General features: G+C 60.5%; 25 protein-coding genes, 1 tRNA gene and 2 pseudogenes. 14 read left to right on the top strand and 14 right to left on the bottom strand.

Annotation, left to right across the window (positions count from 1 at the left end):
• Positions 1-44 precede the first annotated feature (44 nt).
• The 6 genes from SINAC_RS29725 to SINAC_RS29700 form a co-directional block, all read right to left on the bottom strand.
• The gene (locus SINAC_RS29725; RefSeq protein WP_015249261.1) at positions 45-515 is read right to left on the bottom strand and encodes an Hsp20/alpha crystallin family protein; all 471 of its coding nucleotides are present in this window, start codon (positions 513-515) and stop codon (positions 45-47) included.
• 158 nt (positions 516-673) lie between these two features.
• Complete coding sequence (locus tag SINAC_RS29720; protein ID WP_015249260.1) at positions 674-1105, bottom strand: Hsp20/alpha crystallin family protein; 432 nt, start codon at positions 1103-1105, stop codon at positions 674-676.
• A 29-nt stretch (positions 1106-1134) separates the two neighbouring features.
• Positions 1135-1575 carry an Hsp20/alpha crystallin family protein gene (locus SINAC_RS29715; RefSeq protein WP_015249259.1) on the bottom strand — a complete coding sequence of 147 codons (441 nt, stop codon included), beginning with the start codon at positions 1573-1575 and terminating at the stop codon, positions 1135-1137.
• Positions 1576-1867: 292 nt separating this feature from the next.
• Positions 1868-3364, bottom strand: coding sequence for a M56 family metallopeptidase (locus SINAC_RS29710; protein WP_015249258.1), 1497 nt, complete (start codon positions 3362-3364; stop codon positions 1868-1870).
• A 189-nt stretch (positions 3365-3553) separates the two neighbouring features.
• Complete coding sequence (locus SINAC_RS29705) at positions 3554-3985, bottom strand: BlaI/MecI/CopY family transcriptional regulator (RefSeq protein WP_015249257.1); 432 nt, start codon at positions 3983-3985, stop codon at positions 3554-3556.
• Positions 3986-4205: 220 nt separating this feature from the next.
• On the bottom strand, positions 4206-4892 hold the full coding sequence (locus SINAC_RS29700) for a uracil-DNA glycosylase family protein (RefSeq protein WP_015249256.1): 687 nt from the start codon (positions 4890-4892) through the stop codon (positions 4206-4208).
• A 181-nt stretch (positions 4893-5073) separates the two neighbouring features.
• Here SINAC_RS29700 and cimA point away from each other — a divergent pair, with 181 nt between their 5' ends.
• The 5 genes from cimA (at position 5074) to SINAC_RS29675 (ending at position 10792) form a co-directional block, all read left to right on the top strand.
• Positions 5074-6669 (top strand): citramalate synthase, encoded by a 1596-nt coding sequence (gene cimA, locus SINAC_RS29695; protein WP_015249255.1) that lies wholly within the window; start codon positions 5074-5076, stop codon positions 6667-6669.
• 28 nt (positions 6670-6697) lie between these two features.
• Positions 6698-7198 (top strand): DinB family protein, encoded by a 501-nt coding sequence (locus SINAC_RS29690; RefSeq protein ID WP_015249254.1) that lies wholly within the window; start codon positions 6698-6700, stop codon positions 7196-7198.
• A 135-nt stretch (positions 7199-7333) separates the two neighbouring features.
• Entirely contained in the window at positions 7334-10138 is a 2805-nt protein-coding gene (locus tag SINAC_RS29685) for a valine--tRNA ligase (protein ID WP_015249253.1), read from the top strand.
• A 159-nt stretch (positions 10139-10297) separates the two neighbouring features.
• On the top strand, positions 10298-10681 hold the full coding sequence (locus tag SINAC_RS29680) for a bifunctional nuclease family protein (protein WP_020466974.1): 384 nt from the start codon (positions 10298-10300) through the stop codon (positions 10679-10681).
• Between the two features lie 24 nt (positions 10682-10705).
• Positions 10706-10792, top strand: a tRNA-Ser gene (locus tag SINAC_RS29675).
• 310 nt (positions 10793-11102) lie between these two features.
• Here SINAC_RS29675 and SINAC_RS42030 read toward each other — a convergent pair.
• The 5 genes and pseudogenes from SINAC_RS42030 to SINAC_RS41425 all read right to left on the bottom strand — a co-directional run.
• Positions 11103-11507, bottom strand: a pseudogene (locus tag SINAC_RS42030) (site-specific integrase); the annotation flags it as partial.
• Between the two features lie 252 nt (positions 11508-11759).
• Positions 11760-12461, bottom strand: coding sequence for a PEP-CTERM sorting domain-containing protein (locus SINAC_RS29670; protein WP_015249251.1), 702 nt, complete (start codon positions 12459-12461; stop codon positions 11760-11762).
• 576 nt (positions 12462-13037) lie between these two features.
• Entirely contained in the window at positions 13038-13367 is a 330-nt protein-coding gene (locus tag SINAC_RS29665; RefSeq protein ID WP_015249250.1) for a hypothetical protein, read from the bottom strand.
• A 278-nt stretch (positions 13368-13645) separates the two neighbouring features.
• A pseudogene (locus SINAC_RS41430) lies at positions 13646-14179 on the bottom strand (IS630 family transposase).
• A 64-nt stretch (positions 14180-14243) separates the two neighbouring features.
• Positions 14244-15263 (bottom strand): hypothetical protein, encoded by a 1020-nt coding sequence (locus SINAC_RS41425; protein WP_244884907.1) that lies wholly within the window; start codon positions 15261-15263, stop codon positions 14244-14246.
• A 147-nt stretch (positions 15264-15410) separates the two neighbouring features.
• On the opposite strand from SINAC_RS41425, the gene SINAC_RS29650 reads away from it, so the two are divergent.
• From SINAC_RS29650 to SINAC_RS29635, 4 genes are all read left to right on the top strand, one after another.
• Positions 15411-16337 (top strand): IS3 family transposase, encoded by a 927-nt coding sequence (locus SINAC_RS29650; protein WP_081598338.1) that lies wholly within the window; start codon positions 15411-15413, stop codon positions 16335-16337.
• 158 nt (positions 16338-16495) lie between these two features.
• The gene (gene aac(6'), locus SINAC_RS29645; protein WP_390553447.1) at positions 16496-16966 is read left to right on the top strand and encodes an aminoglycoside 6'-N-acetyltransferase; all 471 of its coding nucleotides are present in this window, start codon (positions 16496-16498) and stop codon (positions 16964-16966) included.
• Between the two features lie 92 nt (positions 16967-17058).
• On the top strand, positions 17059-17697 hold the full coding sequence (locus tag SINAC_RS29640; protein WP_015249246.1) for a DUF4291 domain-containing protein: 639 nt from the start codon (positions 17059-17061) through the stop codon (positions 17695-17697).
• A gap of 20 nt (positions 17698-17717) precedes the next feature.
• On the top strand, positions 17718-18038 hold the full coding sequence (locus SINAC_RS29635) for a DUF952 domain-containing protein (RefSeq protein ID WP_244884906.1): 321 nt from the start codon (positions 17718-17720) through the stop codon (positions 18036-18038).
• Positions 18039-18319: 281 nt separating this feature from the next.
• Here SINAC_RS29635 and SINAC_RS29630 read toward each other — a convergent pair whose 3' ends face one another.
• The gene (locus SINAC_RS29630; RefSeq protein WP_015249244.1) at positions 18320-19003 is read right to left on the bottom strand and encodes a hypothetical protein; all 684 of its coding nucleotides are present in this window, start codon (positions 19001-19003) and stop codon (positions 18320-18322) included.
• Positions 19004-19901: 898 nt separating this feature from the next.
• Here SINAC_RS29630 and SINAC_RS41420 point away from each other — a divergent pair.
• The 4 genes from SINAC_RS41420 to SINAC_RS29610 all read left to right on the top strand — a co-directional run bounded on the left by SINAC_RS41420 (position 19902) and on the right by SINAC_RS29610 (position 23691).
• The gene (locus SINAC_RS41420) at positions 19902-20369 is read left to right on the top strand and encodes a hypothetical protein (protein ID WP_237722794.1); all 468 of its coding nucleotides are present in this window, start codon (positions 19902-19904) and stop codon (positions 20367-20369) included.
• On the top strand, positions 20260-21234 hold the full coding sequence (locus tag SINAC_RS29620; RefSeq protein WP_261339231.1) for a transposase: 975 nt from the start codon (positions 20260-20262) through the stop codon (positions 21232-21234). Before SINAC_RS41420 ends, SINAC_RS29620 begins: the two co-directional genes overlap by 110 nt.
• Before the next feature lie 162 nt (positions 21235-21396).
• Entirely contained in the window at positions 21397-21780 is a 384-nt protein-coding gene (locus SINAC_RS29615; protein WP_020466964.1) for a hypothetical protein, read from the top strand.
• 1029 nt (positions 21781-22809) lie between these two features.
• Positions 22810-23691: a hypothetical protein gene (locus SINAC_RS29610; RefSeq protein WP_237722803.1), complete on the top strand. Its 882-nt coding sequence runs from the start codon at positions 22810-22812 to the stop codon at positions 23689-23691.
• Positions 23692-24023: 332 nt separating this feature from the next.
• On the opposite strand, the gene SINAC_RS29605 is transcribed toward SINAC_RS29610, so the two are convergent.
• A complete protein-coding gene (locus SINAC_RS29605; RefSeq protein WP_015249238.1) occupies positions 24024-24227 on the bottom strand; it encodes a hypothetical protein in 204 nt (67 codons plus the stop codon).
• A gap of 306 nt (positions 24228-24533) precedes the next feature.
• Here SINAC_RS29605 and SINAC_RS29600 point away from each other — a divergent pair, with 306 nt between their 5' ends.
• Positions 24534-25577: an IS630 family transposase gene (locus tag SINAC_RS29600; RefSeq protein WP_015244135.1), complete on the top strand. Its 1044-nt coding sequence runs from the start codon at positions 24534-24536 to the stop codon at positions 25575-25577.
• Between the two features lie 279 nt (positions 25578-25856).
• Here SINAC_RS29600 and SINAC_RS29590 read toward each other — a convergent pair whose 3' ends face one another.
• Positions 25857-26159 (bottom strand): DUF6678 family protein, encoded by a 303-nt coding sequence (locus tag SINAC_RS29590; RefSeq protein ID WP_020466962.1) that lies wholly within the window; start codon positions 26157-26159, stop codon positions 25857-25859.
• Positions 26160-26250: the final 91 nt, after the last annotated feature.

Here is a 26250-nt window from a genome sequence, read left to right as displayed (position 1 = left end):
GCGCGGAGTTCCATCGCCGCGCGTTTGGTCGAGATTCGATGAGATTAGACGTTCTGAACCGGGATGGTTCGTGGTTTGGCCACGTCCTGTTTGGGGAGCTTGACCCTCAAAACGCCGAGACGAGCCTCAGCCTGGGCCGCGTCGAAGTTGACCTGGTTCGAGAGCACGATCTGCCGGTGAAAGGTTCCGAACTGCCGCTCATGGAGCGGAGTCTGCCCTTCAATCGAAGCATCGGGATTCTTGACTCCGCGCAGGCTGAGAACATTGCCGGTCACCGAGAGGTCGATCGAAGCCGGGTCAACGCCCGGGAGTTCGGCGACGAGGATGATTTCGTCGACGGTCTCGAACATGTCGACCGCGGGACTCCAACCGGTAGGTTCGAGGTCCATCGGAGCCGGCTCAGATGGACCCAATCGCGCGGGGTTCCAGTATTCCTCCATCAGCCGGTTGAGCTCGTTCTGGATGACGTGAAACGGGGCGGAGATCTCCCGCCGCCAGGGGATCGGTCGTGCCATGGGTGAACTCCTTCAAAGTGGTGCAAAAGGTTGGAGACGTTTCAAGAGCCGTCGAGCCGACGCGATCATGCCACTCGACCTTTGGATCGGCGCCGCGACCCGAAGTACAAAGAAAAAAAGGTGGCTGAGCCTCGCAAAGAGAGAGTGATTCGAGGCGACTACGATTTGATCTCGATGCGATGGGTCTTGACCCGCTCGGCCTTCGGGAGGATCAATCGCAGAACGCCGTTGCGCAGCTCGGCCGTGATCCGGCTCCGATCTACCTCATCGCTCAGGATGAACGAGCGGTAGAAGTCGCCAACCTGATATTCCTGATGAAGGATCCGCGATCCTTCGGGGGTTGAAGTGTTGACCTGAGCAGAGAGGCTCAGGACGTTGTCCTCGAGCTGAATGCTCACCTGGTTTTCGGTCGCGCCCGGCAGGTCGGCCTCGAGGATCAGGCCGTCCGGACTCTCGTGAATATCGATCGGCGGTGTGAAATAGGCGGCCGGAGGCTTCAAGGATTCGGAGGTGGAAGCTTGCCGGTTGCCCGAGTCGCGGGAGACTGGCCGATCGACCGCGACCGGGATCGAGTGGTTGCTGACGCTCATCGCTGGGCTCCAGGATGGCCGGGGGGGCTTCAGGTGGTCGCCTTGATGGGGATCTGTCGTGGCTTGGCACTCTCTGCCTTCGGAAGCGTGATCGTGAGCAGACCTTGAGCGAACGTGGCCGTGACCTGGCCGCTGTCCACACGATCAGGCAGCGAGACCGTTCGAGTCCAGCGCCCGAACTGGCGCTCTTGACGACGGTAACTCTCGTCCGCCACCCCTTCCGGCCGCTTCCGTTCCCCCCTCAGGGTGAGGGCCTCCCCTGTGATTGACAGGTCGAGGTCTTCCGGGGCCATTCCCGGCAACTGCGCGGTAAGAAAATATTTGTCTCCGCCATCGTAGAGATTGATCGACGGATCGTGCCGACTCAGCCGCCAGGAATGGAGTGGCTCAAAGCTCTCAAACAGTCGCCCCACTTCGCGTTGTAGGTCGCGAAACGGATCCCAACGCCGCTGCCAGTTCAGTCCGCTCATCGAAGTGACCTCCCCTTGAAAGGGTAGTTCGGAGGATAACTTCAACTATTGCAGAGAACGTGCCGGAAGTATTGCAGAGAACGTGCCGGAAGCCCCTTTTTCCGTGGACTGCCAATTTGGGGTGACGTTAGCCAATGCCTGGGAAGAAGTTGCGTTTGATGGGTCTGATTCGACTGGATTTGGACCCTCTCCCCGAGCCGAGCGTGGGTGCCAAAACCGAAGGACCGATCGGGTCAAAGTGGCAGGAGAATCAGGACGCTGTCGTTTTGGCAGGGACGCGGTCGCGAAGTTCTTACCAGGTCAGAAGAAGGTTTCGGAAATGGACCGGATACCCCGCAGGGCTTTCGAAGGTGAGCGAGGGCGTCGTCTCCTGGTCGGTGCTCGTGGGGAGGGGGAGTTGATCGAGGTCCACGGTGATTTCGTCGGCCATGCGGCGGATCTGGACGCGATGCCAGCCCATCGGAGCCGAAGGGGACCCGGCACGCAATCCCGGTGGGTGCAGTCGAATTCCCACCACTTTCGTCAGGGGAAGCGTGTCTTCATCGCCCCAGACGTCCACGCTCAGATCGAACGACCTGGGAAGGGGGAGGGGCAAGTCATACACCAGGGGAAACCCTACCGGGGATTGCGACGATGGATTTGCGACCAAGTGCGACATCCGAAAGGAGTGGCTTCTTGGGGTGGTTGCCTTGGGAGGAAGCTTGGAGGAAGTGGTCAGGTCGGAAATCCGAAGGGTCAAGCACGAGGCGACCATCGTTCCGAGCAGGATGAGACTTGGTAGCGTATAGGCCCACCAGCGCGGGGGGTGAGATTCGAGCGAGAAGGGGCATTGAACGAGCATTAGCACGCGCTGAAAGAGAGCCGAGGTGTTGGTCACTTGCGGGGTGGTTTGTTGCGGTACTCCAGTGGATTTCAACTCCGTATCGCCCTCGCCGCTGGCGATTTTCACAAGGCTGGCTGCGTAGGATTGGAATGGACCGTAGGCCCGGGCCGCTCCACGGTCGGCCATGAACTCTTGATCGAGCCGCATCTGCGCCCGGATCCACCAGAGTGGCGGAATGAAGAACCAGAACGCTTGGGCGAGGCTGCTGGCTAAGCCGAACCAAGAGTCCTTTCGTTCGGTGTGGGCCAGTTCGTGCAAGAGGCTCAATCGCAGCTTGTCGGCAGACTCAGGCAGGTCGAGGACCACCGGGATCAGGATCGTCTGGCGGTATAAGCCCACGAGTGCGGGGCGGCGGACCCGGGCGCTGACCCGAAGGCGAGGCCGGTGCCCCTGGACCGGCAAGCGGTTGTAGAGCTCGGCCGAAAGTGGTGTGACCTCATCGGAACGTGATGTGAGCCAACTCAATCCCCAGTGTCCCAGTAGCAGCCAGGCAAGGGCGGAGGCCGTCCCAACCAGATAAGCGACGATCAACCAACGCGGCGGTGGCCCGATCAGCATGTGAAGGGGGCGGGGGGCGTCCGGAGCCGAGGGCGTGAGACCCGAACCGGGGGCGGGAGTGGGAGCCTTCGTCTCATTCGAAAGATGGCGAAGGTGAGAGGCGAAGATCGGGTGGGAGAGAAGGCCCGATTGGTGCGCGACCCGATTCAAAGAGATCCGGGGAAATGGAGCAAAAATCACCAGTGGAATCAGTGCCAAAACGCTGAGGATGGCCGCGCGAGCCAGGCAGATCCGGCGCACGGGTTGACGGCAGCCGATCATCGCCAAGGCGACTAAGCTCAGCAGAGCCGTGGCCGCAAGGGATGAGTCAAGGAGCAATTCACCCAGTCGATCGATCCAGTGGGCCATGAAGTTGGCCTCTCGAATCGCGAGAAACACGGAGTCCGATCAAAGTCAGCAGCGAGACACGGCCATCGAGAAGCAAGCGTAAACCCCAACCTCTCGACGGCCGGATCTGCACCTCTCAACAGCAGAACGTCCAGGTCGGAGGGAGCGGAAGGCCGGAGGAATCGCATCGGGAGCGGCCGGCTTCGCTCTTCAGAATTCTTCAACGGATCCCACTTCGGCGGTCTCGGCCTTCACGGCCGTCTGGCGTTCCGCTTCGTCAATCATGGCGCGGAGGCGGTCGAACTCCGCCGGGGTCGGCGACCGAGAATCGAGCAGAGCGACCATCACCCGGTCGAGCGCTCCATCGAACACGCGGTCGACGAACCGCTTGGTTAGTTCGTGAATCGTCCGATCCGATGATTTCTTGGGGATGTAGATAAAAGTACGCCCCTCGACAACATGGCGGACGAGCCCCTTCTTGTCTTCCATGATGTTGAGCAGCGTTTGCACGGTGCTGTAGGCGACCGGCCCCGCCGACTTGTTGAGGTCGTCCTGGACCTCTCGTACGCTTGCCTTCTCCCGCGCCCACAAGATCTTCAGGATCTCCAGTTCGCGGTCAGTCACCATCTGGACTTTACGCACGGCGGTTCTCCCTCAGGTAAGACGTACGATTGGGATGATCGTTAACGTAACTTAACGCTCAGTATGGCAATCGGCAACCCTAAGCCTATCGGAATTCGGACTCATTTCAACGATTTATTTAGGGGAAGTGGGCTCGACTTATCCTGAGTGTCCCGATCAGGTTACGTTTACAGAATCAAGCGGCACTTCACGTCATCTCTCATCCATGCGTGTAAATCCTTCACTCAGGAGGGGTCGCCAGACGTTCCAGTCGCTTGGCCAGCAACTCGGGAAATCGCTTATACCATCGCGCGTTGAGCGGGGATGGGTGAGGTAAAGGCAAGAGGACCAAAGCTTTGTGGATCGACTCGTTTTTGCCTGGCAGGGTCAGGTCGCATTCGATTTCGGCTTCGTAGCGATCCTCTCGATTCCAGAACTCCTCGAATGCGCTGGGATTGGTGTAAGGGAGAAACCATTGGAAGGCTTCGTTCCCGAGGGTGATGACGTGGTTTCCTTGCCAGTGGACGGCGAGGAGTTCCGCGACGAAGGGGCGGAAGCGTTCCTTGACCGCCGTTGTGTACGCTTTATTGCCAGGGGGTTTGTAGGGGACCGTGTTCGTCAAGAGGACGTCGGAGAGGACCGACTCCAGGTTGCGATCCGACTTCGGCGGCGGCTCCCCATGGCGTGCCTGATAGATTCCTGAGCGGACAAGCCGCCCCCCCGCGCCGATCAGCGGTTGGCCGGCGGCGACCTCGTCCTTGCCCAGGTCGCGACCGAAGACACAAGGGGGAGCTGTGAGCGAGCCGGCGAAGAGGATCGGCTGCAACGGATCCTTGCCGGCCTTTTCGTAGATCGGAGTGTCAATCGGAAAAGGTTCGCGCTGCGCTTCTTGATGGATGGAATCGACCAACTGCGGAATCGTGCGCATTGCGAGTCTCTTCGGGCCTTGGGTTGTGGGTGGGGTGGACCGTCCTTGGGTGAACCTGAGCCGGGACGCGGTGTCTGGGTGTCGCGAGTTGGGGGCTTTCTGCTAAGATCATAACCTGGCGGAACGACGGCGAAACCAGGGGGAGATTCTCTCCTCATTTGGGCGGCGAAAAGGGTCGGTCATGACGCGGATTGCGATCTACGATACGACGTTGCGGGATGGCAGCCAGGGGGAGGGGGTCAACTTCTCGCTCCAGGACAAGCTTTTGATTACCACTCAGCTCGACTTGCTGGGTGTCGACTATATTGAAGGGGGTTACCCACTCTCCAACCCGAAGGATGCCGCCTACTTCCGCGCGGTTCGCGACCTCGACCTGAAGCACGCCCGCGTTACGGCCTTCGGGATGACCCGCAGAAAGGACGTCGCCGCCGAGGATGATATCGGAATGAAGGCGCTCGTCGGCGTGGCGATGCCGGCCGTGACGATCGTCGGCAAGAGTTGGGATTTTCAGGTGCTCGAAGTTCTCGGGGTCTCGCTTGCCGAGAACCTGAGCATGATCACCGACTCCGTCGCCTTCTGCGCGGCCCACACTCCCGAGGTCGTCTACGACGCCGAGCACTTCTTCGACGGTTACAAGAAAAACCCGGAGTACGCGCTTCGGACTCTCCAAGCAGCCGCAGACGCCGGCGCAGCCTGGCTCGTGCTCTGTGATACCAACGGTGGCAGCCTGCCGGACGAGGTCTCGAAGGCCGTGGCCGACGTTGTAGCGAATATCAAGGTGCCCGTCGGTATTCACACCCACAATGATTGCGAGCTTGCGGTGGCCAACACCTTGGCCGCGGTCGCCCAAGGGGCCAGGCAGGTCCAAGGGACGATCAACGGAATCGGCGAACGGTGCGGCAACGTCGACCTCTGTAGCGTCGTGGCGAACCTTTCGCTCAAGCTTAAGGGCTACGAGGTCCTTTTGCCCGGTAGCCTGGTTCACCTCACCGAGGTTTCCCGCTACGTTCATGAAACGGCCAACATGAACTTTCGGCCGGGGCAGCCGTTCGTCGGCACCAGCGCGTTCGCCCACAAAGGGGGGATGCACGTCCACGGCATCCGCAAGAACGCGGCCAGCTACGAGCACATCGACCCCGCGCTGGTCGGCAACGAGCGCAGAGTCCTTGTGTCTGAACTCTCGGGCAAGTCGAACATCGCCGAGAAGCTGGCAGAGTACGGCCTCGAGCAAGATTCCGCATTGTTGACCAAGGTTCTCGACCGCGTACAGGACCTCGAAAACGAAGGCTACCAGTTCGAGGCCGCCGAAGCGTCATTCGTCCTCCTGGTCGAGCGACTTGCGGGCCGTGAGACCTCCTGGTTCTCCAGCCTCGGTTATCACGTGAGCGTTTCGGGTCGCCCCGACGGGGCGGCGGTCACCGAGGCCACTGTGAAGCTGAAAGCCGGCGATGCGATCGAGCATACGGTCAGCGAAGGGGACGGTCCGGTCAATGCTCTCGACGGGGCACTCCGAAAAGCGCTCGAGCATCACTATCCCCGGCTCATGGAAATGCGGCTTTTCGATTACAAGGTTCGCGTGATCAACGGCCGCGAGGGGACCGCAGCGCGCGTTCGCGTCGTGATCGAGAGCCAGGACGACGATTCGGTCTGGGGGACCGTCGGCGTCTCCGAGAACGTGATCGAGGCAAGCTGGCTCGCCTTGATCGACGCCTTCGATCACAAGCTCACCAAGGATGCAAGGTCGTCTCGCTCTCGTGTCGCCCTTGCCCAGACCTGATCCGACCCTCGACACGCGGGGAGACCTCATGGACGCTTCCGCCTCAGAACCGACGCTGGCCACGGTCGTCGACGACGAGTTCGTCCGTTATTTCCGCCATCTTGCGACTCGGGTCGAGCGCGCAGTTCGTTGCTTGCCGCGTGAGAAAACCTGGGACAAGCCGTTCTCGTTCGGCAATAGCGTCGGCCACCTTGTACTTCACCTGACGGGGAACCTCAACCATTTTGTGGGCTCGATCGTTGCCGGTACGGGCTACGTCCGGGATCGTCCGCAAGAATTCAGCGACCCTCGACACGAACCGGCCGAGGCGATCCTGGCTCGGTTTCACGAGGCGGTCGAAATGACCGTGAAAACGATCCAGGCGCAGGATGCCTCTGGATTGATGAGTCCTGCTGGCGCTCAAATGCCGATTGAGACGCGGTTCGGGTTATTCTTGATCTGCACCGCCCACTTGAACAACCACATCGGGCAGATGAGTTATCTCGTCCAGGCCTTGGGGCACAACACCGAAGAGCCTCCCAGTTGGTGAGCCCCTGAGACAGTCAATTCGAACGGCCGCGTGGAACAATGCCGGGGCTTCGACTGGATTTCACGACCGCCATCGTGGACACTCAGGCCGACCTTCATTCGCCTTTATGTTCCCCATCATGGACCCGAACTTCGCATGAGCACTGCCGACCTGCCCAAGCAATACGACCCGCAAGACGCCCAGCGCCGTTGGTACGACTTCTGGCTCCAAAAGGGTTACTTCCACGCCGATCCGTCGAGCAAGAAGCCCCCTTATACGATCGTCATCCCCCCACCCAACGTCACCGGGGCCTTGCACCTGGGGCATGCGCTCAATAATACGCTGCAAGATATTTTGATTCGCTGGAAGCGGATGCAAGGGTATGACGCCCTCTGGATGCCCGGGACCGATCACGCGGGGATCGCCACGCAGGCCGTCGTCGAGCGACGCCTGCTCGAGGAAGAGAAGAAGACGCGACATGACTTGGGCCGCGAAGCGCTGGTCGAACGAATCTGGGCCTGGAAAGACGAATACGAAAAACGCATTTTGAGTCAGTTGCGGCTCATGGGCTGTTCGTGCGACTGGGAGCGCACCCGGTTCACGCTTGATGAAATATGTGCCCGGGCCGTCCGCGTCACGTTCTTCCGGCTCTTCCAGGCCGACAAGATCTACCGGGGGAAACGGCTGGTCAACTGGGACGCCCACCTCCGGACTGCGGTGGCCGACGACGAGATCTACTACGAGGACGTCAAGGGCCAGCTCTGGACGATCAGGTATCCGGTGGCCGGCTCGACGACCGGTGAGGCGCTTCACGTCGCGACGACCCGTCCCGAAACTTTGCTCGGCGATACCGCGGTGGCCGTCCATCCCGACGACCCGCGCTACCAGCACCTGATCGGTCGATCGGTCTCGCTCCCCTTGACCGGTCGCGAAATCCCGATCATCGCCGACGGCCTGCTCGTCGATCCCAAGTTCGGCACCGGCTGTGTCAAGGTGACGCCCGCTCACGACCCCAACGACTATCAGACCGGCCTTCGGCACGCCCTGCCGATGATCAACCTGCTCAACCCCGACGGTACGTTCAACGAGAACGCAGGCGCCTACGCCGGCCTCGACCGGCGGATCGTCCGCAAACGGGTGGTGGCCGACCTGGAAGCGCAAGGGTTGCTCGAGAAGACCGAACCCTACGCGACTCGCCTGAACTATTCGGATCGGAGCAAGACTCCGATCGAACCTTATCTTTCCGACCAATGGTTCGTCCGGATGGACGACCTTGCCCAGAGCGCGATGGATGCTGTGATCTCGGGCCGGGTCAAGATCCATCCCGAGCGTTATGCAAAGAGCTATCTCGACTGGCTGGGTGAAAAGCGAGATTGGTGCATCAGCCGGCAGCTCTGGTGGGGGCACCGAATCCCGATCTGGCATTGCGACGAGGCGACGGAGGCGGACCTCGAACGCGCGTTCGCGGGGCGTACCGACGTCTCGTGGCGGAAGGCGGAGGCCGGAGGCTGGCTCATCTGCGCCGAGACGGACCTCCCGGCTGATGCTCTCGGTCCTCAATTCGAGCTTCGCCAGGACCCGGACGTTCTCGACACCTGGTTCAGCTCCGCCCTCTGGCCGCATTCCACCCTGGGATGGCCCGAGGAAACTCCTGAACTCGCGAAGTATTATCCGACCAACGTGCTGTCGACCGCCCGCGACATCATCACGCTCTGGGTGGCCCGGATGGTGATGTTCGGCCTGTTCAATCGCAATGAGGTTCCGTTCAAGGACGTCTTCATCCACCCGGTGATCCAGGACGGCAAAGGGCAGCGGATGTCGAAGTCGGCCGGCAACGGCATCGACCCTGTCGACATCATCGATCTCTACGGTGCCGATGCGCTGCGGTACACGCTCGCCTATTCGGCCACGGAGACCCAGGATTTGCGGATGCCGGTCGACAAGGCCAAATTGCCCGATGGCCGGCAGGTCAACACGTCGGAGCGGTTCGAACAGGGACGAACGTTCCCGAACAAGTTCTGGAATGCCGCCCGCCTCGTCCTCTTGAATTTGGAAGGCTACGAACCGGAGCGCGTCGACGTGCGCTCGCTCCCCGTCGAAGACCGCTGGATTTTGAGCCGGTTGCGTGAGGTCCAGGACGCGACCACCCGTGACCTGGAGACGTTCCACTTCGCCGAGGCGACTAAGGGTCTGCGCGACTTCACCTGGAACGAGTTCTGCGACTGGTATCTCGAGTTCGCCAAGGGCCGGCTCCGTGACCCGCAGTCACGCCCCACCGCCCAGCGGGTCGTGGCAGCCGTCCTTGACGGCCTCTGCCGCTTGCTCCATCCGATCATGCCGTTCGTGACCGAGCAAGTCTGGCAGGCGCTCGCCCAGGTCGCCCCCAGCCGTGGACTCCCCGAGCCTGGTCCTGCGGCCGAGAGCGTTTGCATCGCCCCTTGGCCGAACTATCCCGACTCGTGGGACGACGCACAGGCCACGGCCATCGTGGTCGAGAACTGGCAAGGCCCGATCACCGTCATTCGCAACCTGCTGGCCGAGAACAATGTCCCCAAGGCGGCGAAGATTCACCCGATCATTGTCGCCGCCAATGAAGGGGTCGCCTCTCGGGTCCGCCTGGGCGAACCGTTCCTCAGGGCGATCACACCGTGTGAGTCGGTGACGATCGTCACCGAGAGCGAGGAGCCGCCGGGCAGCGTGGTTGCGGTCGGATCCGACGTCCGTATTATTCTGCCTCTGGAAGACGTGATCGACCTGGAGGCCGAGGCCGCGCGCCATCGCAAGTCCCTGTCCGACATCGACCGACAACTGGCGTCGATCCGCAGCAAGCTGGGCAATGAAGCCTTTGTCAGCAAGGCGCCGGTCGCCGTCGTCGAGCAACAGCGAGCGAAGGACGCGGAGCTCGTCGCTCAGCGCGAGATGGTTGCGGCCTTACTGGCGAAGGCCGAAGCGAAGCCTTGATCCCAATGGCTGCGTTGACGGGGTCCGCCGCCCTCTTTATTATCATGGAAGAACGCCCGTCGTGAACCGACGGGCAGACCGGCAAGCGCAACCGCCGAAGGCGGATGCGGCGGACCCGCGAGAAGTGCGCCAGGGGAGACGACCGCCGTGCCCGTGCAGATGGAACTTACGCGGATCATCATCAACGAGAACAACGAGCAGCAGATCATCTTCCTCAAGGAAGTCGAGGGGGATCGGACCTTCCCGATCGTCATCGGCATCTTCGAAGCGACGAGCATCGACCGCCGCGTGAAGGGCCTTCCCGTTCCGCGTCCCCTGACCCATGACCTGCTCGCCAACACGATCGAGTTGCTTAGCGGCGAGCTGCAAGATATATTCATTAGCGAGCTCCGTGATCACACCTATTTCGCCAAGCTCCGGATCCGCCACAACGGCGAGATCGTCGAGGTCGACTCACGACCCAGCGATGCTATTGCCGTGGCGGTGACAGTTGACGTGCCGATTTACGTCGCGGAAGATATCATCGACGAAGTGGGTCACTGATCGTTTGAAGCTCGTTTGATCCGAGGAGGGGTGCCAGAGTGGCCGATTGGGACGGTCTTGAAAACCGTAGTAGGGTCAAACCTACCGTGGGTTCGAATCCCACCCCCTCCGTTCCGTCAGTGACCGCCAGTAACCGACACAAGGCGTCTAATTCCGCTTCGCTCAAGGCTTTGCAGCCTTTCCACTCGTCTAGGGCTTGAAGCTCGCCACCGTTAGGGATTGCGTCAGCGTCCGCCATATCCCGCCCCGATCCGTCCCCTGGAAGTGGCAAATGAGTGGCAAGCCCCTGTGGGCCGGTCTTGACTGTACTTCGCTCATCCAACGTGCTGGGTAGTCGGTCCATCGCCCCTCGAAGTTCCTCGGAACTGGCCTTGGCATAACGACCGATAGTCAGGACCGGTGTGCTGTGCCTCGCCAATGTCTGGCACGCCTTCACGGTCGCACCGCTCTGGACCACCATCGTGACGTACGTGTGGCGTAAACTGTGGAAGTCCGCGACGAGTTTCAGCTTCGATGAATCGCGATAGGCGATGCCGGCGCGGGCAAGATCCCCTCGAATTAGAAGATTCGTATGCTTAGTGAGCTTCGGGAACACGGGGAGGCCGGCGGTCTTCCCTTTGAGCCAATTGCTGAGCAGCAAGGCCAGATCCTGACGGATCGGCTGGTCCACCTCCTTGCGATCCTTGGCGTACGCCGCATTCACTCTGACGACCGGATCATCCCGGTCTAGCAGGAAGTTCTCCGGAGTCAACGACCGGATCTCATTGGCCCGAAATCCCGTGCCGGCGGCAATCTGGTACAAGGCGGCTCTGTCAGGCCCGGTCATCTTGAGGTGAACGGGTCCGGTTGCAGCAGTGGCAAACAGCTTGAACAGATCAGCGGAACTAAGCGGCCGGGGGAAACGTTGGTCGCCTGGCAAGAATCTGCCACGTGGACGCCCGTGGCCTCCTCACGCTCCCCGAGAAAACCCGCGCATACAAAAGCCCCGCCAACCCGCGATCATGCGGAGCGACGGGGCTTTGGTAGTGGGGGGGGATAGGATGGTTCGCCAGGGTAGCTTGCCAGGGCTCATCAGACTTCAGGCAGTCACGGCCTTGCGACGACGCTTCCAGGCGAGGCCCAGGCCCATCGGGAGGGCGGTGAAGACCAGGGCCAGGGTGGAGGGTTCGGGGGTGGGGACGAGGGGGGTCGTGTCGACAATGGTACGGAAGTAGAGGTCGAGGTCGCTCCCCACAGACGTGAGGCTGTTCGCTTGCATCCCCAGCACCATCGTCCCGCCTGCATAGGCGTTGCCCGTTGTCCCGGACCAGGTGCCGGCCCACAAGCTCGGACTGCCAGTCGCGCCTTGAGGGTGAAGAACGATGGCGAATTGGTCGCCCGCATTCAAGAATACCGATGTCGCCAGGTTCACAACCAGCGGGAGCGGTGTAGTCGGCGGGAACGGCCGCGATGTCGGGAAGTTACTCGGATTGATCGTCGTCGTCGACAGTACCACCCCGGTCGGCAGTCCGCCGCTCACGACCTGAATGTCCAGGATCCAGGGCGTCAAAAAACTTTCGCTGCGCGATGCTTCCAATTCGACTGCGACCAGGCTACCCGTGACACCTGTAGTGACGGTCTGCCCTACGAACGCATACCCTTCCGCCAACGCGGCACCGAGGTTTGAATAGCCCACAAATGATTGGTCGACGATTAGGGTCGCCCTCGCCTGTCCCGCCGCCACGGTTAAGAGTCCCAGCACCGCAACCGCAAGCCCTAACCGCTTCGTTATAATCTTCATCGAATGACTCCTGTCCAGCCAGGCTCGGCCGAAGCCTGCTAGCGTGGGTTCAACATGAACCGGGGGGGCGGCTTCGCCTGGACCGGAAGGGAGATCATGGCTAATTTATGTCCGGCATGCAATTGGGGTTGATTGATTTGCTATTAAATTACTTTGCGATCACGAATGCACGAAATAGTTTCTATGGCGCAATGATGTGGCTGCCCGTGATAGGGCCGCGATCTGGCTAAATCAGACGCATTCCAGAGTGGGGGAAGGCTATACGCAACCGTCTAGCAGGGTCGGTACATGCGACTCGACAGGGTGGCTATTGGGTAAGCCTGGACGATCTCTTCCTCTAATCCTGCAAGCCGCACCGGAAAGGTAACAAGACGATCCCGAGAATCGGGGATTTGTGCGATTCGCCACCCAGGTGGCAGGCGAGGTGGTTGGCCCGATCATGGCCTCGGGAGCGGACGACAGCGATTGTGCATCGAGCCTGGGTGGTAGGCGATCCCGCTCGCAGTTGGCTTGCACTGGTGTCAGGCGTGCGGTCTGCGGTGGCATGGCGGCATGGTTGGTTGGCTGATTGCGGGTTCACGGAGCGTATGACCAACGACCCTTGGCAACTTCGTTCACACTGCCCACCCGAACTGGAGCGGCCGTCCTACGCTTCATCGCATCCGTCGCCTCGATCGTCATCGCTCTGGTAGCCTCCCGGAACGCTTGGCAGGCTGGATGGCTTGCGGGCAACCCCAAGGCGTCGGCGGCCCGGTCGATTCGTTCAACGATCAGTTCGGCGTCAAATCCCTGTCGGACAAGTTGGGCAATCCCCTCGGCCAGCCCTTCCAGGACGTCGTCCGAGATGGCGGCCTGGGAACCGATGCCAGGGGTGGTGGTGTCAGGTGAGATGCTGGTAGCGATCATGTCGTGATCCTCAAAGGGGTGTAGGTTCAGGCTACCCAAGGACGAGGCGGTGGCTGGCCCCGGCTCGAGCCAGGTTAGACTGGAGCCACAGGTGGACTCGGCCGGGTTTGCAGCCCCCGGCCCTCTCGATCTTGCAAACGGGTAGGTTACGCCAACGGGACGGCTGGCGAGTTGGCAATCGTGCTTATTAGTTTTTCTTGATCCTCACGTTAAGCACGCCGGCCGCAGCCATGACATCGAGAGATTTTTTCATGGACTCGAGGTAACTGATACGGACTCTAATTAGTTCCTGCGCTTTCCCAGCCAGTGGTGTAGGGGGCGGCGCACACGGTTTTGATGCGTTTCGCGTCATTCCCGACGGCCAGCAGGCTTGTGACGGTCGCTTCCTTCAGCGCCTCCCAATCGGGAGAGAACCGGTTCGACCAGTAGTGCGACCGTAGATCGTGCCAAAGGTTCTCGATCGGATTGAGTTCCGGCGCATACGGCGGGAGTCGGAGGATCGTCACGTTCCCGGGCACGACGAGAGAGGGGCTCGTATGAAAGCCCGCGCCATCTCAGACCAGCACCGCATGCACGTCAGGAGCGAGCTGACGGGAGAACTCTTCGAGAAACAGGCTCATCACCTCGGTGTTGAGCTTGGGCATGATCAGTCCTGTGGTGGCCCTCGTGGCTGGGCAAGCCGCGGCGATCACCCAGAGGGATTCGTACTCCGTCTGACGTACGGCTGTCGGTCGCGAACCCTTGCGAGCCCAGACCGTGGTTAACGTCCCTTTTTGGCCGAACCGGGCCTTGTCTTCGAACCAGACTTCAATCCGTTTGCTGGCGTGCTTGTCGGCAATGTCATTGAGTTGTCCGGCAAATTTTTTTTTCTGACCGTCACGGATTTTGGGGGGGATTCGAGCGGTAGCCTCCGAGGGAGGCGGAGATCAAGAGGTTCTGGAGCCAATCGTCGTGGTAGCGATGGCGGTTGAGGCGTTCGGCGGGGCGTCGCCATCCCTCGTTCTCGAGCGTGACCGCCGGATGCCAGGGGGCGTAGTTCGCCAGCAGGGCCCAGGCGCGGCAGTGGAGTCGGCAGGCGGCGGGCGAGCCGTGCAGGTGCTGGCCGCGGTCGAAGTAGCGGTTCATCCCACGCATCATCCGGTCGAGCATGCTGCTCGTCCGATGGCCGCCCGGGTGCGAGTACGCCTTGGCGTAGTCCCTCGATCGGCCGCAGAGCTTCTCGACCTGCTCCAGCAGCCACGCCGACATCCCCCTCCCTCGGGCCCACTCGCGGAGCCGCCGGAGTCGCTGCGAGAAGCCCCTGCGGGACGGCGCGCGATACGCCTCCCAGGCCCGTCTCGACAGCTCCCGGAACGACTCGCTCAGCTTGCCCCGGCTGCGGATGTTCAGCCATCCGTGCAGGAAGCATCGGAGCAGGACGACCAGCGGGAACAGGGCCAGCCATGCCTGATGCGTCGAGGCCCAGCCGTCGACGCTCACCGTCCGGGGGGCATATCCCGGCTCGACGTCGCGGGCCTCGGCCTTGAAGACGCCGTAGGCGGCCGTCAGCTCGGCAGCCCCGGCCGTCGCCGCCGGCTCGGCCCCCAGGACGCAGCCCTCTCCGACGACCGTGGCGACGTAGACCTTCGTGCCGTCGATCGTCTGGTGATGCTCGTCGGCCAGGAGGTGGGCCGGGATCTCGGCCCGCCGGATGGTCGTCCCCGCGACGTTCGCCCGCCCCAGGCCGCACGTCAGCCGGTACCAGTACATCGGATCGCGGCCGAAGACGCGGGCCAGGGCCCAGAAAGGGACGCCGAAGGTCCGCAGGAACAGCGGGCCTTCGACGTCGGCGACGCGGGCGGTCATGTAGGGCGTGAGGAACGAGGGCCGGACGCTGAAGGCGGCACCGTCGCGCAAGCGGATGCGTCGGATCGGCGTCCCGCGCGTCGACGGCGAGCGTGTAGGCCTCTTCCGAGATGGGTAAGCAAATGGTACGGTGCGCCCGCGAGGACCGCGCCACGGTCCCGTCGGCCATGATCCACCTCCTTCCGTGCACCGTGGATCATGGCCGTTTTGTCGGATCATGTCAGCAGGCGGACGATCCCCTCAAAATCCGTGACGGTCAGAAAAAAGTTGTCCCCTTCGGCTGAGGACCGAAGGTCGTTGGTCGAGGCCGATCATCCCGAGCTGAGCGTCCGTCGTCAGTGCGAGTTGCTGGGCCTGAGCCGATCGAGCCTCTACTACCAGCCCACCGGTGAGACGCCTGAGAACTTGCGACTGATGCAGTTGATCGACGAGCAATACACGGCCTGTCCGTTCTACGGTAGTCGCAAGATGACCCCCTGGCTGGACCAACACGGGGAGGAGGTCAATCGAAAGCGAGTGCAGCGGCGGATGCGGAAGATGGGCCTGGAAGCGATCGATCCCAAGCCGAGGCTGAGCACGGCCGGGAGGGGACATAAGGTCTCCCCGTATCTCTTGCGAGGCGTGAAAGTCGAGCGGCCGAACCACGTGTGGAACACCGATATCACCTATGTGCCGATGCGAGAGGGGTTCATGTGCCTGTACCTGGCGGCGGTGCTCGACTGGTACAGCCGGTACGTGATCGGCTGGCGGCTGTCGAACACGCTGGACGGCTCGTTCTGCCTGGAGATGCTGGAAGACGCCTTGAGATCGGGAAAGCCGGAGGTGTTCAACACCGACCAAGGGGTGCAGTTCACGGCGGAGGCGTGCACCGGGAGGTTGGAGGCGGCCGAGGTGGCGGTGAGCATGGACGGCCGTGGGAGGGCGTTGGACAAACTGTTCGTCGAGCGGCTCTGGAAGACCGTGGAATACGAGAACATTTACATTCAAGGCTACGAAACGGTGTCCGAGTTGCAGCGAGGCCCGAGGCGTTACTTTGGCTTCTATAACGAGGACCGGCTCCACGAATCGCTGGGGTATCAGACTCCAGGGACGGTTTACCGTGGCATCGGGGCCACCACGGGCTGATAGGGGAATAGCTAAGGATCGCCGTTTTTTGGTCTAGACGATGGGGGCCACCTCAGAGTGAAGTGCGAGCCTGGGCGACGATGTTCGCCGCCATCTGGACCAGATGACGGTGAACGAGGCAAGATGGCTGGAGGTGACCAGAACAGATTGACGCCGGGTTGACGGCTGGGAGGTACGGCTTGATAAACGTCAATGTAAGGAAGGGCGGGCCGCAAGACCGGGCCGATTGGCTTGGTATGCGGCGAACCTTATGGGATGACTGCCCCGACGATGAGCAAGTCCGGGAGATGGACGAGATCCTCGAAAGTGACTTGGAGGAGGTCTTCTTTGCCGAGTGGCCAGGAGGCAAGCTCTGCGGCTTCCTGGAAGTGGCCCTCCGCTCCAGGGCCGATGGCTGCGAAACGACGCCGGTCGGCTATATCGAAGGCTGGTATGTTGATCCCGATTCTAGGCGTCAAGGAGTCGGGAGGGCCTTGGTCGAGGCAGCCGAAGATTGGGCTCGGTCGAAGGGTTGCCGCCAGATGGCCTCGGACGCCGAGCTTTGGAACGACATCAGTTATCAGGCCCACGGGGCGATCGGTTACCGTGAGACAGCCCGCCTCGTGCTGTTCAAGAAGGATCTCACCTGAGTTCGATGGGCCAGAACTCTAGGGCTTGTCGCCGGTCCGTCACGGTCGGATCGTGAGCAACTTCGGCACCTCTCGATCCGAACGGGAATATGATGAATCTGATCATCGAACCCTACCTCACTCAGAAGGACCGTTGGCCCAGGCTCGGTCGCCATATCCTGGCCCAGTTCGACGACGAATCTGTCGTCGTCTATCAGGCGTACAACCCCGCCATTGGCCACTTCGCCGCCAGGCACGGCTACTTCGGTGGCGACTTCAGCACGAGCCGGATGACCTGGATCAAGCCGAACTTCCTCTGGATGATGTACCGCTCCGGCTGGGGCACCAAAGAGAATCAGGAGGTGACGCTGGCCGTCCGGCTCAAGCGAGACGCCTTCAACGAGATCCTCCGGCTGGCGGTCCACTCGTCTTTCGATCCTGACGCCTACGGAAGTCAGAGGGATTGGAAGCAAGCCGTCGCCGATTCTGACGTGCGGCTTCAATGGGATCCCGACCACGGGCCGTCTGGCAACCCGGTCGAACGGAGAGCGATCCAACTCGGGCTGAGGGGAAAAGTCCTCTCCAAATATGCCAAGGAGTGGCTGCTCGACATTCAGGATATCTCCGGGTTTGTGGCCGAGCAGCGGGCGAATGCGACGACTACGTATGACCGCTTGGTCACGCCTCGGGAAGCGGTTTACCCGGTCGTTGATCCCGTTGTCGCCGTACGACTGGGAGTGTCACGAGAATGAGTGAAATCGAAGAGGCCCCGATGACCGACAAAATCTTGCACATCACGGCCCGGACGACGTGGGAAGAGTCCCAGGTTAACAGCGAGTACCGGGGAGACAATTTGGCGACAAAGGGGTTCATCCACTTCTGCACGCCCGAGCAAGTTTCCGGGGTCTATGGTAGGTACTTCACGGGCCAGTCCGACCTGCTCGTGCTCAGGATTGACTCCGGGCGACTGACGTCACCACTGAGGTGGGAATGCCCTCCCGGCTCGGACGAAGCGTTTCCGCACCTCTACGGCCCCCTGAACTTGGACGCCGTAGTCGAGGTCGTGCCTCTCGAAACCATCCTCTCCGAGTAAAAGAGATTGTCCTGAACCAGGGAGGGTTGGTTCTCATTGCCCTGAAGGTCCGGGACGCTTGATTTACAGGCGGTGGACGGGGAACGATCCGGTGATTGTCAAGTTCGGGGCTGTTGTCTTGGGTTGTCGGGCTCATGTCGCCATTCTCAAACGCCCGGCACCCACATCAAGGAGCGGTCGGACGTAGTTGTATTGCCTCAGGCCGATGAACCAGGATGGTTTAGGCTCCTCGGCGGGCAGAAGAATGATCTTGTCATAATAAAGATCCTCCTCCCTCTCCCTTATTCCAGAAACGCCACCGCAAAAACACGTTCGTCATCAGGCATTTTCGGCTCGACAACAGCCTTACCGCTCTGCAATCGCCGTTTCTCGTTGTCCAACAAGTTCATCAACGCCTCCGACGCCCTCCGCCTGGCCGTCTTACCCTTGCCATCTGGGCTCATCGAACCGGGTAAGTAATGGGTGTCGCCCCAGTCGATGTAGTCCTTTTCGGACAATCTGTCTCGTAATGCTGTATAGCTGCGTGGACACCAGGGACGCATGACGTCGGTGTTGGCGAAGAGAATTTCCCAGTTCTGACGGATGCGGGCCGTCGGCATCGATCTATCAGCATTCATGTTGTTGGTGCAGGCTTCCAAAATAATCAGGAGAACGGCCATGTCGTCGTCAGTGGCAACTTCTCTACCCGTGGTCTTGAGCGAGCTGGGGATAATCCTTCGGGCAAAATTCCTGTAAGCATCGAACTGATCGAGGTTGGTCTGCTTGACCACGCAACCGGTCAGCGAGGAAGACGGCTTGCGAGGCAGGGCGGTAGGTACGTCCAAGACAATCGTGTCCTCTTTGTACTGAAGCGAGAGTTGGCTGATCTGGCGATCGCCCTGGACGGTCGTCTTCTCGAACTCCTCGAACTTGGACAACATCTCCCTGGGCAATTTGGCGAACTGCCCCGAGATCAGGTCGTTCATCTGGCCGTCCCTGGACCAAGTGATCCGGGGCGGATGACCCTTGATCTCAACTCCCTCGACGACTTGATCCGGATTTTGGGCCTGCCATCGCCTGTGGATCGTCTTGAGTGACCGGTCGAGCATCTTGCAGAGGCCGTGGAGCCGCTCGTCGCCGAACCCCGCTTGTCGATGATCACGTAGCCGTGGACGCCCTTGCCGCCCGTGGACGGCTCGAAGTAGAGATCGGGGAAGAAACGGTCCCGAAGGTGCTTGGCAAATGCCAGAGCGGCGTTCAGACTGACAAAATTGTTGTTGTAAATATTAATGCATATTAATGACTTGTGAGTCTTGATGCGTCCGTCGGCCCAGAAGTAGAACGTGCTCTCCCCGTCGAAGTGATCGCACATCTGGGCGTTGGTCAGTCCCCGGATATAGCTCCTGCGATTGTAATCGTTGACGAGAGCCTTATTAGTGGGTCGTCGATAGCCGAAGTCGTCTTTCGAGCCGTACCCGTAGGGGCTGATTAATTTTCTGATAAAAGAACAAATGGGATTTTTTGAATTTTTGGCATGGCACATTATATAAGCATGTCTGAAATATTTTTCGGCATAGCACTCCCAGCCCAGGATATTCCCCTCGGAAGACCTTGGGCTGTGTCGTTTTCTGTCGGATAGTCGAAAGTGTCACGAAATTAAATGTTTGAATTATATATAGCATTTATCGAATCGCTTTTGATGACGTTCTCTCGCAACGAATAGGCCACATTTTTGAGTCTATAGCACGATTACCGGGCGGATTCGATGAACAAAACCCCATCGCCTGACGTATTGCCTGGTAGGACTCTTCCAGGAGGTTTGTCATACCAGGGCCCGGCGAATACCGACCCGACCCCATCGAGGGCATCACTCGCATCGAGGACTTGCCTAAGCCCAATCTCAGTCTCCGCAGTCGCAATTACCGCCGGCGGCCCTGTCCTCATTGTGGACACAGTTCCTACCGCGATCGCAGGGCGCGTCGCTCCCTCCACGACCTCGGCGCTCCCCTCACGGGACGACCGCGCGACATCGTCGTGCTCTACTCCCAGCACTACTGCACCCGCTGTCGCAAGTACTTCAACGCCAACATGGCCGACCTGGCCGAACCGGGGAGCCACTACACGCGCCGGGGCGTCGACACCGCGGTCCGACTGGTCGTCGAGGACGGCCTCCCTTATCGCACCGCGGGCTGGACCTTGTGGCGCGACCACCGCGTCTTCGTCCCCTATGCCACGATCCAGAATTGGGTCGAGGCCGGGGGGGAAAAAGGCGGCGCGAGCCGCCCACACCACTCATCTCGACTGGGCCCTGGCCGACTTCTCGGGTTACATCGCGGCCGACGAGCTGTATGACGGGCCGTTCTGCATCCTCTCGATCGTCGATAACCACACCTTCAAGCGGCTCTCCTACCACGTCCTGAGTGGTGCCCCGAAGCACAAGGACATCGAGAGGTTTTTCCGCCGATTCCACAAGGCGTTGCAGGCGCGCGGGTTGACCCTCCGCGGGATCACCACCGATGGTTCGTCGCTCTACCCGGAGCCGATCGCCACCGTCTTCGGCGCGATCCCCCATCAGGTCTACACATTCCACGTGCTCCGCGAGATTACCAATGCGGTCCTCTCCGCCGTGGCCAAGGTGCGCAAAGGACTGAAGGCCGCTGCCCCCAAGGTCGGTCGCGGCCGCCCCGGTACCGCAGCCGCGAGACGCGCGGTGCGGCTCAAGAAGCGGATCGAGTCTAAGGTCGGTGCGCTGTTCGAGCATCGGTACCTGTTCGTCAAGCGTCGGCTCAACGCGTCGGAGCGGGCGACGCTGCGGCGGATCAGTCGCGGGCAGCCGCAACTCCGCACGCTCTGGGACCTGATGGACGAGGTCTACCGCCTCTTCGACCGGCGCTGTCGCCTGGCCACGGCGTTAGCCAAGCTGGCGCGGCTGCGGGCGCGGTTGCGTCGATTCGGTCGCTTGCGCGAGGCGCTGAAGAAGTTGCAGACGCCGGGCCTGGAGAAGGCGCTGGTGTTCCTGGATGAGCGGCTGCTGGGAGCGACGTCGAATGCGGTGGAGCGAGGCAACCGGCGTTATCGGAAGATGCAGAAGTCGGTCTATCGGGTGCGGACGAAACGCGGGATCGAGGGCAGGTTGGCGTTGGACCTGCAACGGGAACGTCAAGGAGACGGCCGCTCGGCAACGACCCAATCCCTCCACAAGGCGCGGGCCGCATGAGACATGAAGCCGATTTCCTTGCTACAGTGTCGATTCTAGCGGTAATTCCGCCGAAGGGTCTAGAAACTCTAGCTTGGCTATTCTGTGTCGCCGTCATGATCTGGTTTATTCGCTCGCTCTGAAATCACCATCGGGCGATGCGTGCAGCGGCGATCCGGTGGCATGCGGGCGACGATGTGCGACGGCGAGTTCCTGATGCGGTGCAAAATCCCCGATGAGCCGCTGAAGGCTCAGGTGGCGCTCGCTGCTCGTCGGGCCATCGCCCAATTGGGGACGGTGCCCACGGAGACTATTCGACCCGACGACAGGTTCGCCCACGATCTCGTGCAACTGCCATTTTGGGACAGCCTCGACTGGTTGGGCTACATCATCGAGGTGGAGCAGCCATTCGAGGGCAAGGTGGTTTTCGACTCCTCTGTGATCGATGAGGCGGTCAAGCTGGCTGGGGGCCGCCCCTTGGAGCTTCGGGTCAAGCATGTGGTCAGAGCCACGGTTCTGGCGGCGAGCTATCGCCCCGAGAAGGCCGTGCTATATGAGGACATTTAGTGTGGGGCACGATCGGACGTAATTGGTCTGCGAACATCGCACGGGTGCCCCTCGTGGACAGAGGCGAATGGATGACCGTGAAAAGGCCACATCGGCGATATTAGGATCTCCACCGTAATGGCGGGGCTGCTGATGCGGCTGGCATGAGGGGAGTCAAGAGCGATGGATTTCTCGAATCGGGAGCTAAAGCTGATTGGCGTGGTCCAGCGGAAGCTCTGCTTGTATCAGTGGGAATTGATCACACTGGAGGAACTCGTGAACGGCCTGCTCGACGAGATCGCTAATGCCGATGCGGATCGGGTCATCCCCCATTGTCTGGCTATCCTACCGGGAGAAGCTTGCTCCCACCTCGAGGCATGCCTCGCTCGGGGCTGGAGGCGTCCGACTATCAGTACGTGGCATTGTCTGACTCCGGAGGACGAACAAAAAAGGTCAGTCTGCCAGGCTATCAGGCGACACAAGACTGGTTATTTCGAGCGATTACGGCTTTCTCGGCGATGGGTCGTGGGACCGATGAGTCTGCATCTCCCTTCATTTGGTCATCAGGTTTCGACTGTGCCGTGGCCTTCGGCGTGTGTTTCCGCTTTCCCAGTCGTGATCGATCGAGGGTGGTAAGAGGAGCTTTTGCCTTGGTTCGTTTCATGCCTCTGAGGTTTCCTTTCGGACTGGCTTGACCGGATCGAGTCTGAGTTCCGACGATTCCTGGTCCGGTTCCAACAGTACGTAGTTCTTCGGGGCGATACTTTTCCAGCCATGCGGTGATACCCGCCTCCATTGCTCGTAATGCTGCGTCGATTGACCCGTACACATCAGTCCCTTCCCAGACCATTCCGCCCCCGTACAGAGCCCTGACAAGCGAATGGCTGTAATCGTCGGCCCCGATCTCGACCCAGCCCTCCTCCTGCGTGATCCAACGGGCGATGGTGGGGTACAGCCGGTCGAAGGAAGTCGGTTGGACCTCCTCACCTCTACTTTGTTTAGTCCTCGTTCCTCTCGCTTTCTTTGCCATTGTCCCACCTGAAATTGACTGTGCTGCTCAGGAAAAAGGTAGCGATTGCCTCGAATGTGACAGAACTTGAGATAAGCTACAGGAATAGTGTCCTGTCACACACTGCATTTGGAGAACAGAACATGGCGATCGGTCCCGGCGTCAATCAGGGCAAGACACCTTTCGTCGCAGAGTTCCTGTCCGTCAATCCTGACGCCACCCTCGCTACCGTCAATGAGGCGTGGAAGTCGGCGGGAAACGAGGGGACGGTCAGCGAGAGCCTGGTGGGCAAGACCCGATCCAAGCTCAAGTCGACCGGCAAAATGGGGACCAATGGAGGGTCCTCCGAAGCAATCACAGGTTCAGTGGCCCAGAGCAAGCCACCAAAGGGGACGAAGAGCAGGGGGGCTTCTAAGGCCAAAGAGGTTCAATCGCCCACCGCTAGTCGTGGGGGAAGCACGGGCATGGGCAAGGCGGCTTTCGTCCAAGAGATGCTCGGGCAAGACCCCAAGGCCAATGTGAAGGCGATCAACCGGGCGTGGTTGACGGCCGGAAACGAGGGGACGATCAGCGATTCGATCTTCTACAAGGTCAAGCGAGAACAGGGCAACACCGGAAAGCGATCCTTTGGTAAGATCAGTGCCGCCGTTCCCAAATTGAAGTCCTCGCCCAATGCATCGAAACCCGAGAGGGTGGCGAGTGCAGTCGAAGCGACTCGTTCGCAATCCAAAGGTGAGCACGCCTCGCCAAAGACGACTGCCACGTTGATGAGCCAGGATAACGGCCATGGCCGGGTCTTGGATGAGATTGAGGGCGAGATCGACGAACTGATGTTCCGGCTCAAAAGCCTGGGAGGCTTCGCCGAGGTGCAGGAGGCGCTACGGGCAGCCCGTCGTCTACTGGTTCGCAGTCATGGAGAATGATACTGGTTCGGATGGTCTTCTGCCGACCGAACCACCAGTTACCATCAAGCAGATCGACGCTATCCTCCCGTTCCTCGCCACCTTCGAGGCGGGAGGATATTGCTATGGCGAATGGCAGGCCCCCGAAGGTCTGTTTGGGTTGGCCTGTGAGTATCAATGGAAAAGAGAACCGGCGTAAGTCGCTCCGTTCCCGTGTCGAATAGGGGCTCCCGACGAGCGAGCCTTCTGACACGGCGAAATCTGCCGTGTCGGCATCCTGTGATATGTGTCAGAAAGGGTAGACGTTAGTTGGTGCAGTAGTCTTGGCGGGCCGAGGCCGCTGAGATACGGGTTCAGGCGTCGATGCGGCCCCAACGCTTGGCTAACGATTCGAGCTTGCGGACCAACACCGTATCCTCCACGGCATAGACCTGAGAGCAGGGTTCGTCCGGCTGCACAGCGTTGACGATAAGCTGTCCGAGCCGAAGGTCCGGGTAGCGATACCACACTTCTCGGACCACCGCCAGCACTTGGTCGATCCGCTCCGGGGCTCGCATGGCCTTTGACTCTCCGCTACCTGATGACCAACCCCGGCGGATCGACCCGCCGAACAGGTTAATGATATCCCCAATCGAGCTTGGTGGCCAGCCGTGCCAGGATGGGTATGCCCTACTCGCCACCCAACAGTCGGGGAGAAGTTCTTGAACTTTCTCGAAGCCACCGAGATCGACGCCGAGTTCCGTGCCGAAATCCCCGCCTTGTGGCCTAAATAGTTCCCTGCCAAAGGGAAAGTAGCCCTGCCCCTATAATTCATGCAGAGGACTGCACCGACGACTCAACACGGACGAACATTAACGACGCCCATGCTCTCCCTTTCGACGACTCAGCGCGACGAACTCTTGGCGATCTACCGCAAGGATTCTGATCCCGAACTCCGCTTTCGCGCCCACATTATCCTCCTGTTGGCTGACGGCCATCCCTGGGACAACATCGAGTCCATGCTCTTCTGCAGCTCACGCACTGTCGACCGCTGGCTGAAGCGGTTCCAGGCCGAGGGCCTCGAAGGGTTGACTGGGAGGAAACGGGGCCGGCCCTTTCGGCTGGGCTTCGGCTGGGTCGCCATCCTCGTGAACTGGGTGACCACCACGACCCCCAGCGACTTCGGTTTCCTCCGCAGTCGCTGGTCGTGTGTGTTGTTGGCCCTGCTCTTGCGAGAAAGAGAAGGCGTTCGCGTCAGCCGGGAGACCGTCCGTCGCTGGCTCCATCGCGGCCACCTGGTGTACCGGCGACCCCGGCCGACCCTGAAGCCGGACGAAGACGAGAGGCAGGTCAAGCTGGCTGAACTGCGGAAGCTCCTGGAAGAGCTGCCCGAGGACGAGACGGCCGTCTGGCAGGACGAAGTCGAGGTTCACACCAACCCAAAGATCGGCCGGATGTGGATGTTCAAAGGCCGACAAGCGAAGGTCGAGACCCCCGGGACGAACAAGAAGCGGCACATCTCCGGCTCAATCCACTGGCGGACCGGCCAGGTGTTCGTCACCGAGGCGGCCCCCAAGCAAGGGCGCGACGGAGCGTTGTTCATCAAGCACCTCGACGACCTGCGCCGCAGGCTGCGACGCTACCGCAAGATCCACGTGATCTGCGACAACGCGGGGAGCCACACCAGCCTGGAGGTGATCCAGTACCTCTGGAAGCACGAGGGTCGAATCGAAGTCCATCTGCTCCCCGCATACTCCCCGGACCTGAACCCGATCGAGCGGGTATGGTGGCATTTGCACGAGAACATCACCCGGAATCATCGGTGCAAGGATCTGGAGGAATTATTGGATCGAGTCTTCACCTGGCTGGGACAGGCAAACCCTTTCCAGATCGAGGGTTCGGCTTACCCAAAAGCCAGGGCCGCCTGATCTACTTTCCCATTTGAAAGTTTCTATTTAGATGAGGACGATCTTTGAACGCAGGCAACTGGCCGGATGCCTGGAGATCGCACGAAAGACGGAGCCGTTCGATCCCGGCATCTACGAAGACGAAGTACCCGAGGATGTTGAGATGCACCGGCAGGAGAATATCCGAAGGATAAGGACGAGGGGGTGGCAGGTTGCAGCCTCGCTGGCAATTTGCCCATTGCTCTTCAGATGCAATAGTTCCTGCCAATTCAATGACTTTTACTCCCAATCGTCGTACATTCAGATGTAGTCTATTGTCGCAGCGGCCTGGGTGTATCCGTAGACCCTGAAGCCACCTTCAACCCGGTGGCCGGGGACATGGACCCGACGCAGGGCCATCTCGACCGCCCGATCCTGCTCCGGTGAGTCTAGCCGGATATGGACCCACTCGATCGAGTCGTAACCCCCATTCCGGAAGTGATAGAACCAATCTTTATCGTATGGACAGATGTAACCCGATAGGTCCTTGGTGCTCCAGCTTGGGCTCAGATTCCCTAATCCGTACATCGCCAGTCGTAGCTCGTCCCATTTCGTGTTGTTCATGACCGGGTTCACGAGTAATGTCCTATGCCGGAAGAGAATGGAACTGATAACCGCAGGTCATAACCTTCTTGGCCTGGTTTGCCGTCGCCGC

This window comes from Singulisphaera acidiphila DSM 18658, assembly GCF_000242455.2.
Lineage (GTDB): Bacteria > Planctomycetota > Planctomycetia > Isosphaerales > Isosphaeraceae > Singulisphaera > Singulisphaera acidiphila.
Note: the sequence above shows the minus strand (reverse complement) of the source record. Positions and strands in the feature narration are given on the sequence as shown.